The following is a 9,322-nucleotide window of genomic DNA, read 5'->3' on the forward strand; positions in this document are numbered from 1 at the left end:
GTGGGTCATGAGCGGGCTCTTTCCAGCGGATGGGTTGTTGAGGAACTTCCATCCTGCCGGGCGGGGCCCGCTCGTCTCATCTCAGCCCGGGCCTCGTGCCAAGAACCTCATGACCCACAACACCTAGTGACGTTCGAGCGCGACGAAGCGGTCGCCCTATGAGTGCTCGAACACCGGCGGAGAAGTCGCAGATGGCTGATCTCACGCAGAAGGCTGCACGGGACCTGACCGACCAGATCAGGACCGGCATGGAGTCCATCTACCACTTGATCCGTGCCGCTTACACGGGACGGGCGTGGACCGCTCTTGGGTATGGCTCTTGGGACGAGTACGTCACGCGAGAGTTCGGGAGTCTGCACTTGCGTCCGCCTCTGGAGGACCGGCACGACGTCGTCCTGTCTCTACGTGAGGTCGGGATGAGTACTCGCGCGATTGAAGCGCCCTGGGTTTCGTTCCGATCCAACTGAAGGAGAATCGGAACATGCCCAAGAAGTACAGCCCCGAGCTGCGTGAACGCGCCGTGCGGATGGTCCTCGAACGCCAAGCCACCCAGGGAGGGCCTCGCTCACACTCGATCCGGGCCATCGCCCCGCAAGTCGGCGTCGGCGAGGAGACCCTGCGGATGTGGTGCAACCGCCACGGCCACCAGGCAGCACCAGTGCCTGCCGGCGAGAGCATGCAGGAGGAAAACAAGCGCCTCAAGCGTGAGCTCGCCGAGGCCCGGCGAGCGAACGAGATCCTCAAAGCCGCCTCGGCTTTTTTCGCCAGGGAACTCGACCGCCCTACGACGAGATGATCCGGTTCATCGACGAACACCGCGATCAGTTCGGGGTCGAGGCCATCTGCCGCGTGCTCAGCGCGACGGAGTGTGGGTTCATCACCTCTCGCGGCTACCGCGCAGCGAAGAGACGGCCTGCCTCCGAGAGGGCCCTGCGAGACGTCCTGCTCCTGGAGGAGCTCAAGCGGATCCATGCCGAGAACTACAGCGTCTACGGGGTGCGGAAGATGCACCACGCGATGCGCCGCGCTGGGTGGGAGATCGGTCGGGACCAAGTCGCCCGGCTCATGAGGGAAGCCGGCCTCGAGGGGGTTCGGCGTGGCCGCAAGCCCGTCACGACAAAGCCTGCTCGGGAGCCGGATGCCCGCCCTGACTTGGTGGAACGCAAGTTCATCGCCGAGCGCCCGAATCAGCTCTGGGTCGCTGACATCACCTACGTCAGGATCCTGACGGGCTTCTGTTACGTCGCGTTCATCACCGACGTCTGCTCCCGGAAGATCGTGGGGTGGGCCGTCTCTGCGTCCCTCCATACCGCGGGGCTGCCGCTGCTGGCCCTGGAGCACGCCCTGTTGAGCACGGGAGCCAGCCGGGGCCGGCAGGGCCTGATCCACCACTCGGACCGACCCGCCCAGTACGTCAACTTGGCCTACTCCGACGCGCTCATCACCGCCGGGGTGAGCGCCTCGGTCGGCACCGTGGGCGACAGCTTTGACAACGCCCTGGCCGAGAGCGTGAACGGCCTTTACACGGCCGAGCTCATCCATGCCAAGCGGCTCTGGGAGTCCGTCGAGGCGGTCGAGCTGGCCACCATGGGGTGGGTGCACTGGTGGAACACCTCCCGCCTGCATGAGGCCCTGGGCTATCGCACGCCCGCGGAGGTCGAGGCGGCCTACACTCACGACCAGGACTCAGCGCCCGTTGCGTCCTGACCACGGAACGAAACCCAGGGCGCTTCAAGGAGGTTACAGCAGCGATTCGGTGGTGTTCCCGCCGTCCGTGGTGGACAGCACGGTCGAGCCGACGACCAGCAGTGCTTCGGTCTGCCCGTCGTCGGTGATGCCCGTTCCCAGGGCGGTGGCCGTGCCGACCGGGCGGTCGCTGGCGGTCCAGGTGTCGCCGGCGTCGGTGCTGGTCAGCAGGTGTCCTTCGGTGCCGGCGCCCACGGCGGTGGTGTCATCGGCCCAGGCGACCAGGTGCATCAGCTGGGGGGTGTCCAGGGTGGTCCAGGTCGCGCCGTGGTCGGTCGAGCGCAACATGCCGGTTTCGGTGGTGGCCAGCACGGTCCCGGTTTGGGGGGAGATCGCCAGCGATGCCGGGGCGACGGGGATCTCAAGGCTCTGCCAGGTGAGGCCGTCGGTGCTGGCGCGCAGTTGCCCATCGAAGCCGAGGACCCCGTTCGGGCCGGCGGCCAGGGCGTGGAAATCGGATGCGCCGCCGCGGGAGAGCACCGTCCAGCTCTGGCCCCGGTCGGTGGACTCGGCCAGGCCCAGCGGCTCGGGCAGGTCGGTGCGCGGCGCGGGGTGACCCGAGGCCAGGTAGCGGCCCTCGGGAGTCAGGGTGAAACCCATGAAGTCCACGACCGGACCGACCTGGGTCAGCTCCCCGTCCTGGAGCCGGAACAGGCCCTGGTGGGTGGCCAGCAGCACCTCACCGGACTCGGGGTCCCGGGTGAGGGCATGGACGTGGGTGATGGCCGTGCCGGTGCCCTGCGTGCCGGTGCCGGCCGCCGGGGATGTCGCGGGGTTCGGCGCGGCGCAGGCGGTGAGGGTGCCAGCGCCGAGCAGGGTCAGCCCGCCGGCGATCAGGGTTCTGCGGGTCAGGGGGGTCATGGAGCCTTTCCGCCCCGGGCCAAAAGGCGGGGCTTCTACCATTGTCGGCCGGTGACGCGCCAGGATGGGGCGGTTTGCCTTGAAGATTCGATGAAGATTCCCCGCCCCGGCACCGTTCTGAGCCGCCGGGGCGCGAGACAGAGCGAGACTGGACCCATGAACTCTGGCACTGGCACTGGCACTGGGACTGGTCCGGCGGCCGGCCGGGTGTTGGTGGTCGATGACGAGAAGCCGCTGGCGCGCATGGTGGCCACCTACCTGGAGCGGGCCGGCTACGAGGTGGCCCTCACCCACACCGGCCCGGCCGCAGTGCAGGCCGCCCGGGTTCACGAGCCCGACGTGATGGTCCTGGACCTGGGCCTGCCCGGGCTGGACGGGATCGAGGTGTGCCGGCGGGTGCGGGCCTTCTCCGAGTGCTATGTGCTGATGCTCACCGCCCGCGGCGATGAGCACCACCGGTTGGAGGGATTGGCGGTGGGGGCCGATGACTACATCACCAAACCCTTCAGCGTCCGGGAGCTGGTCGCCCGGGTGGGGGCGGTCATGCGCCGGCCGCGCACAACGGTGTCAGCCCCCGAACCGGAACGGGTCTGCGGTGACCTGGTCATCGACCTGGCCGCCCACGAGGCCCGCGTGTCGGGCCAGGTGGTGCAACTAACGCGCACGGAGTTCGACCTGCTGGCCGCCTTGTCGGGGCGCCCGCACCAGGCCTTCTCCCGGCGCCAGCTGATCGATATCGTCTGGGACCCGGCCTGGGTGGGCGATGAACGGCTCGTGGACGTGCACATCAAGAACCTGCGCCGCAAGCTCGACGCGGGCCCGGTCCGCTATATCGACACCGTCCGCGGGGTCGGCTACCGGATGGCGGAGCAATGACCGGCCGGCGGCGCTACCAAGGATTAGCGGCCCGGTTCTTCCTCGCCCAGCTGCTGGTGGTGGGGGCCAGCGTGCTGGCCGCGGTGGTGGTGGCCTCCCTGGCCGGCCCACCACTGTTCCACGAGCACCTGGAACAGGCCGGGGCCGGACACGATGCAGCCCAGGTGCTGCACGTGGAGCAGGCCTACCGGGACGCCAATTTCTGGACCCTGGGCGTGGCCCTGGCCACGGCCTTGATCTGTTGTCTGGCATTGACCTGGCATGTCGCCCGCCGGACCCAGAGTCCGATCAACGCCCTGACCCAGGCGGCCAAGGCCATGGCCGGTGGACGGTACGACACCCGCGTGCCGGCCATGGGCGCCGGCACCGAGGTGGAGGAGCTCGCAGGGTCTTTCAACACCATGGCCGCACGGCTTCAGCGCACCGAGGACACCCGTCGACGGATGCTCTCGGACCTGGCCCACGAACTGCGCACCCCCGTCTCCGTGCTGACCGTCTACCACGAGGCCCTGCAAGACGGGGTGTCCCACTGGGACGAGCCCACCGGTGAGCTGATGGGCGAGCAGCTGGCCCGGTTGACCCGGCTGGTGGAGGACATCAACGACGTCTCCCGCGCCGAGGAGGGCCGGATCGAACTGGACCGCAGCCCCCAAGGGGTCAGCGGGCTGCTGCATGCCGCGACTGAGGCCCACAAGGAGGCCTACGCCACCAAGGGCGTGGCCCTGACCATGGACGCCGATCCGGGCCTGGCCGTGGACGTGGACCGCCAGCGCATGGGCCAGGTCCTGGGCAACCTGCTCACCAACGCCCTGCGCCACACCCCGGCCGGGGGCCGGGTCACCCTCGAGGCCCGACAAAGCCCGTCCGGGGTCACGCTCAGCGTCACCGACACCGGGGAGGGGATCTCTCCCGAGCACCTGCCGCACGTCTGCGAACGCTTCTACCGCGGGGACACCGCCCGCGACCGTGACCACGGCGGCTCCGGGGTCGGCCTGGCCATCTCCCGAGCTCTCATCCAGACCCACGGCGGCACCTTGAGCGCCACCTCCACCACGGCCGGGGCGACGTTCACCATCGACCTGCCCACCAAGCAGCCCCCCGACCAGCCCACCTACCGGCGCACCCGTTTATCCACCGTGAACACCGGCGCTCCACCCCTTGAATGATACCCTCGGGGGGTATATACCAAGAGGAGAGGCGCCGTCCGGCGCCGCCCTCAGACCTGAAGGAGACCGTCATGACCGAATCCGCCCGCACCCCACTGCCGGGGGCCACCAACGGCTGCTCGTGCTGCGCCCCAGCCGCCGACGCCACCGCCCCCGCCGGGCACCAGAGTGCCGACCCAACCGGGACGAGCGCCGGCGACGCGACCTACCAGGTGGAGGGCATGACCTGCGGACACTGCGTGGGCTCCGTCGCCGAGGCCGTGAGCGCCCTGGACGGGGTGGACGATGTCCGGGTCGAACTGGTCGCCGGCGGGGCCTCCCCCGTCACCGTGACCGGGCCCGCCTCCGCGGACTCCGTGCGGACGGCCATCGAAGCGGCCGGCTACCGCGTCCGGATCTAACCGACCCATCCCCTCGAGGTCGGCGCCCCACCGCCGAGCCGGTCGCCGAACAGACCGCCGAGCAGAAGGAACACCATGAGCACCCCGCACCACCACGATCACCCCACCGACCAGACCGCCGAACGCCCAGACCCGAACCCCCACGCCGGCCACGCCAACCACACCGACCATGCCGCCCACCACCCCGCGGACGCGGCCACCCACGGGCAGGCCATGCCCCAGGGCCACGCCCACTCGGCCCTGGACGAGGACCACCAGGTCCACGACCACGGTCAGCATGCCGGGCATTCCACCGCGATGTTCAAGAACCGGTTCTGGGTCTCACTGGTGCTCTCCATCCCGGTGGTGTTCTTCAGCCACATGGTCGGGCAGCTGCTGGGCTACCACGTCCCCGAGTTCCCGGGCTCGGCGTGGATCGCCCCGGTGCTGGGCACCGTGATCTACCTCTATGGCGGCATGCCCTTCCTGAAGGGCGGGCTGACCGAGTTGCGCGCCCGCCAGCCCGGGATGATGCTGCTGATCGCGATGGCCATCACGGTGGCCTTCGTCGCCTCCTGGGTCACGACCCTGGGCATCGGGGACCTGATGCTGGACTTCTGGTGGGAGCTGGCGCTGCTGGTGGTCATCATGCTGCTGGGCCACTGGATGGAGATGCGCGCCCTGGGCGCGGCCTCCTCCGCCTTGGACGCGCTGGCGGCGCTGCTGCCGGAGAAGGCCGAGAAGATCGTGGACGGAGACACCGTGACCGTGCCCGTCGGCGAGCTGGCGGTCGGGGACACCGTGTTAGTGCGCTCCGGGGCCCGCGTGCCGGCCGACGGGACCATCCTCGAGGGTGCCGCGGAGTTCGACGAGGCGATGATCACCGGGGAGTCGAAGCCCGTGCTGCGCCAGGCCGGGGACACGGTGGTCGCTGGGACCGTGGCCACCGACAACACCGTGCGGGTGAAGGTGGCCGCCGTCGGGACCGACACGACCCTGGCCGGGATCCAGCGGATGGTCGCCGACGCCCAGGAATCCTCCTCCCGCGCCCAGGCCTTGGCCGACCGGGCGGCGGCCCTGCTGTTCTGGTTCGCCCTGGTTGCGGCGATCATCACCGCGATCGTGTGGACCGCGATCGGCCAGCCCACCGACGCGGTCACCCGCACCGTGACCGTGCTGGTCATCGCCTGCCCGCACGCCCTGGGCCTGGCCATCCCGCTGGTGATCGCCCTCTCCACGGAGAAGGCCGCCAAGTCCGGGGTCCTGATCAAGGACCGGATGGCCCTGGAGCAGATGCGCACCATCGACGTGGTCCTGTTCGACAAGACCGGCACCCTGACCGAGGGCGCCCACGTCGTCACCGCCGTCACCGCGATGCCCGGCGTGTCCGAGGCAGAACTGCTGGCGGTGGCCGCCGCGGCCGAGGCCGACAGCGAGCACCCGGTGGCCCGGGCCATCGTCACCGCCGCCACCAGTCATGCCGAGGCCGCCCGGTTGGGCCTGCGCGGCACCGGATTCCAGGCCGCCACCGGCCGCGGGGTCACGGCCACCGTGGCCGGGGCCGAGGTCCTCGTCGGCGGGCCGAACATGCTGCGCGAGCTCACCCTGGACACCCCCGAGGCACTGGCCGCCGATGTCCGGGCCTGGACGGATCGGGGGGCCGGGGTGCTGCATGTGGTCCGCGACGGGTCCGTTATCGGCGCGGTCGCCGTGGAGGACAAGGTCCGCCCCGAGTCCCGGGCCGCCGTGGCCGCCCTGCACGCCCGGGGGGTCAAGGTCGCGATGATCACCGGCGATGCCCGCCAGGTCGCCGAGTCCGTCGGGGCGGACCTGGGCATCGACGAGGTCTTCGCCGAGGTCCTTCCCCAGGACAAGGACACCAAGGTCACCGAGTTGCAGTCCCGGGGATTGTCCGTGGCCATGGTGGGCGACGGCGTCAACGACGCCCCGGCACTGGCGCGGGCCGAGGTCGGCATCGCCATCGGCGCCGGCACCGACGTGGCCATGGAGTCCGCCGGCGTTGTGCTGGCCAGCAACGACCCCCGCGCGGTGCTGTCGATGATCGAGCTCTCCCAGGCCAGTTACACTAAGATGATCCAGAACCTGGTGTGGGCCACCGGCTACAACGTGCTCGCCGTGCCGCTGGCCGCCGGCGTGCTCGCCCCGATCGGGTTCGTGCTCTCGCCCGCGGTGGGCGCGATCCTGATGTCCGCCTCCACCATCGTGGTCGCCCTCAACGCCCAACTGCTGCGCCGGATCAACCTGGACCCGGAGCACCTGGCTCCTCTCGAGCGCCCCCGGTCGCAGGCTGCCCTTCAGCCGGCTGCAGTTTCCTGATCTCGCCCCTTGGCGTGAACCCTGATGTGAACCCTCAACCCACCATGAAAGGACCCACCATGAAACGCACCATGACGCTGACCGCCCTGGCTCTGGCCTCCGCCCTGACCTTGACCGCCTGCGGCACCGGCGCCCAGGACGAGAACGCCGGCGCTGAGGCCTCGGCCACCGCGACCAGCTCCGCCCCGGCCGCCACCCCTGCGGCCACGGCCACCGCGACACCGTCCGCCACGGAATCGGCTACTAGCTCGGCCACCGGTTCGGCCGAGGAGGTCTCCGCCGAGCACAATGACGCGGACGTGATGTTCGCTCAGATGATGATCCCGCATCACCAGCAGGCGGTGGAGATGAGCGAGATGCTGCTGGCCAAGGATGAGATCCCGGCCGAGGTGGCCGAGTTCGCCCAGAAGGTCATCGACGCCCAGGGCCCGGAGATCGAGCGCATGAACGCCATGCTCACCGCCTGGGGTGAAGACCCCGTGGACATGGGAGACATGGGCGGTATGGAGGGCATGGACCACGGCGGGATGTCCGGGATGATGTCCGAGGAGGACATGGCCGCCCTGGAGCAGGCCCAGGGCACCGAGGCCGCCCGGTTGTACCTGGAGCAGATGACCGCCCACCACCAGGGCGCCGTGGACATGGCCAAGGACGAGGCCAAGGACGGCCAGAACCCGCAGGCCGTGGCCCTGGCCGAAAAGGTCATCGCCGACCAGGAGGCCGAGATCACCGAGATGGAACAGATGCTTCAGGAGCTGCCCGCGACCTGACCGGCATCGCCGCACCACAATCCCAAGGAGGGCCCGTTCGGTGGACGGGCCGTCCTTGGAGGTGTGGTGCCGTCAGCGGATGATGGGCCGCCCTGGGTGAGGCCAGCCCCTGCTTCGACGGCAGGAGGGCCATCCCTTAGGGCTGGTTCGACGTGAAGCGCCCTGGGTTTCGTTCCGAGGTCAGGACGCAACGGGCGCTGAATCCTGATCGTGAGTGTAAGCCGCCTCAACCTCCACGGGAGTGTGATAGCCAAGGGCCTCATGCAGGCGGGCGGTGTTCCACCAGTGCACCCACCCCATGGTGGCCAGCTCCACCGTCTCGGTCGACTCCCACACCCGCTTGGAGTGGATGAGCTCGGCCTTGTAGAGCCCGTTCACGGTCTCCGCGAGAGCGTTGTCGTAGGAGTCGCCCACGGTGCCCACCGAGGCGCTCACCCCCGCCGTGATGAGCGCATCCGAGTAGGCCAAGCTGACTGCCGCGGTCCGAGTGGTGGATCAGGCCTTGGCGACCTCGGCTGGCGCCGCTGCTCACGAGGGCGTGCTCCAGGGCGAGCAACGGCAGCCCCGCGGTATGAAGGCTGCCCGAGACCGCCCATCCCACGATGCGCCGGGAGTAGACGTCGGTGATGAAAGCGACTCAAGCAGAACCCCGAGATCGTGCGCACGTAGGTGATGTCTTACGACCCAAAGCCGGTGTGGGCGCTCGGCAGTGAAGCGGCGCTCGACGAGATCAGGACGGGCATCCGGCTCACCTGTCGGCCTCGTGGTGATCGGCTTACGTCCGCGCCGAACCCCTTCCACGCCGGCAAGTTTCATCAGTCGGGCGACCTGGTCCCGGCCGATCTCCCACCCGGCGCGGGCCATCGCGTGGTGCATCTTTCGGATGCCGTAGACGCTGTAGTTCGCGACATGGACCCGCCGGATCTCCTGCCCAAGCATCGCGTCTCGCACAGACCGCTCAGAGGCGGGCCTGGTCTTCGCGGCGCGGTAGCTTACGTCGAGGTGATGAACCCACACTGCGTCGCACGCAGGGTGCGGCAGATGGCCTCGACCCCGAATTGATCGCGGTGTTCATCGATGAACGCGATCATCTCGTCGTGGGGCGGCCTGGCTCCGCTGCGAAAAAAGCCGAGGCCTTGCGCAGGATCTCGTTCGCGCGGCGCAGCTCGAGGTTCTCTCTGCGCAG

Annotated in this window: 9 protein-coding genes; 6 read left to right on the forward strand and 3 right to left on the reverse strand. The window is 69.5% G+C overall.

What is annotated here, in order from left to right; all coding sequences use genetic code 11:
• Positions 1-481: 481 nt before the first annotated feature.
• Positions 482-1,707 (forward strand): IS3 family transposase gene (locus MA879_RS11935; protein WP_248126765.1). Its coding sequence is split into 2 segments (ribosomal slippage): positions 482-755 and positions 755-1,707, totalling 1,227 coding nucleotides; the frame shifts between segments, so codons are not numbered across the junction.
• 33 nt (positions 1,708-1,740) lie between these two features.
• Here the strand turns inward: MA879_RS11935 and MA879_RS11940 are convergent.
• A complete protein-coding gene (locus MA879_RS11940) occupies positions 1,741-2,607 on the reverse strand; it encodes a F510_1955 family glycosylhydrolase (protein ID WP_002854299.1) in 867 nt (288 codons plus the stop codon).
• A gap of 156 nt (positions 2,608-2,763) precedes the next feature.
• Between MA879_RS11940 and MA879_RS11945 the strand changes: the two genes are divergently transcribed.
• The 5 genes from MA879_RS11945 to MA879_RS11965 all read left to right on the forward strand — a co-directional run bounded on the left by MA879_RS11945 (position 2,764) and on the right by MA879_RS11965 (position 8,136).
• Positions 2,764-3,483 carry a response regulator transcription factor gene (locus MA879_RS11945; protein WP_248126768.1) on the forward strand — a complete coding sequence of 240 codons (720 nt, stop codon included), beginning with the start codon at positions 2,764-2,766 and terminating at the stop codon, positions 3,481-3,483.
• Positions 3,480-4,649 (forward strand): sensor histidine kinase, encoded by a 1,170-nt coding sequence (locus tag MA879_RS11950; protein WP_248126771.1) that lies wholly within the window; start codon positions 3,480-3,482, stop codon positions 4,647-4,649. Before MA879_RS11945 ends, MA879_RS11950 begins: the two co-directional genes overlap by 4 nt.
• A 71-nt stretch (positions 4,650-4,720) precedes the next feature.
• Positions 4,721-5,050 (forward strand): heavy-metal-associated domain-containing protein, encoded by a 330-nt coding sequence (locus MA879_RS11955; protein WP_002854303.1) that lies wholly within the window; start codon positions 4,721-4,723, stop codon positions 5,048-5,050.
• 75 nt (positions 5,051-5,125) lie between these two features.
• Positions 5,126-7,366, forward strand: a complete 2,241-nt coding sequence (locus MA879_RS11960; protein WP_418001254.1) for a copper-translocating P-type ATPase — start codon at positions 5,126-5,128, stop codon at positions 7,364-7,366.
• Positions 7,367-7,425: 59 nt separating this feature from the next.
• On the forward strand, positions 7,426-8,136 hold the full coding sequence (locus tag MA879_RS11965) for a DUF305 domain-containing protein (protein WP_248126774.1): 711 nt from the start codon (positions 7,426-7,428) through the stop codon (positions 8,134-8,136).
• Between the two features lie 180 nt (positions 8,137-8,316).
• Here the strand turns inward: MA879_RS11965 and MA879_RS12710 are convergent, their stop codons facing one another.
• Entirely contained in the window at positions 8,317-8,604 is a 288-nt protein-coding gene (locus MA879_RS12710; protein ID WP_418001255.1) for an integrase core domain-containing protein, read from the reverse strand.
• A gap of 60 nt (positions 8,605-8,664) precedes the next feature.
• Complete coding sequence (locus MA879_RS12715; protein WP_418001256.1) at positions 8,665-9,075, reverse strand: IS3 family transposase; 411 nt, start codon at positions 9,073-9,075, stop codon at positions 8,665-8,667.
• Positions 9,076-9,322: the final 247 nt, after the last annotated feature.

This window comes from Micrococcus lacusdianchii (genome assembly GCF_023155805.1).
GTDB classification, from domain to species: domain Bacteria; phylum Actinomycetota; class Actinomycetes; order Actinomycetales; family Micrococcaceae; genus Micrococcus; species Micrococcus lacusdianchii.

What these genes read in the sequence shown, in the direction of transcription:
- MA879_RS11955 (WP_002854303.1), top strand. Translation starts at nt 4,721, where the DNA reads ATGACCGAATCCGCCCGCACCCCACTGCCGGGGGCCACCAACGGCTGC.
- MA879_RS11950 (WP_248126771.1), top strand. Translation starts at nt 3,480, where the DNA reads ATGACCGGCCGGCGGCGCTACCAAGGATTAGCGGCCCGGTTCTTCCTC.
- MA879_RS11940 (WP_002854299.1), bottom strand. Translation starts at nt 2,607, where the DNA reads ATGACCCCCCTGACCCGCAGAACCCTGATCGCCGGCGGGCTGACCCTG.
- MA879_RS11965 (WP_248126774.1), top strand. Translation starts at nt 7,426, where the DNA reads ATGAAACGCACCATGACGCTGACCGCCCTGGCTCTGGCCTCCGCCCTG.
- MA879_RS12715 (WP_418001256.1), bottom strand. Translation starts at nt 9,075, where the DNA reads ATGCTTGGGCAGGAGATCCGGCGGGTCCATGTCGCGAACTACAGCGTC.
- MA879_RS11960 (WP_418001254.1), top strand. Translation starts at nt 5,126, where the DNA reads ATGAGCACCCCGCACCACCACGATCACCCCACCGACCAGACCGCCGAA.
- MA879_RS11945 (WP_248126768.1), top strand. Translation starts at nt 2,764, where the DNA reads ATGAACTCTGGCACTGGCACTGGCACTGGGACTGGTCCGGCGGCCGGC.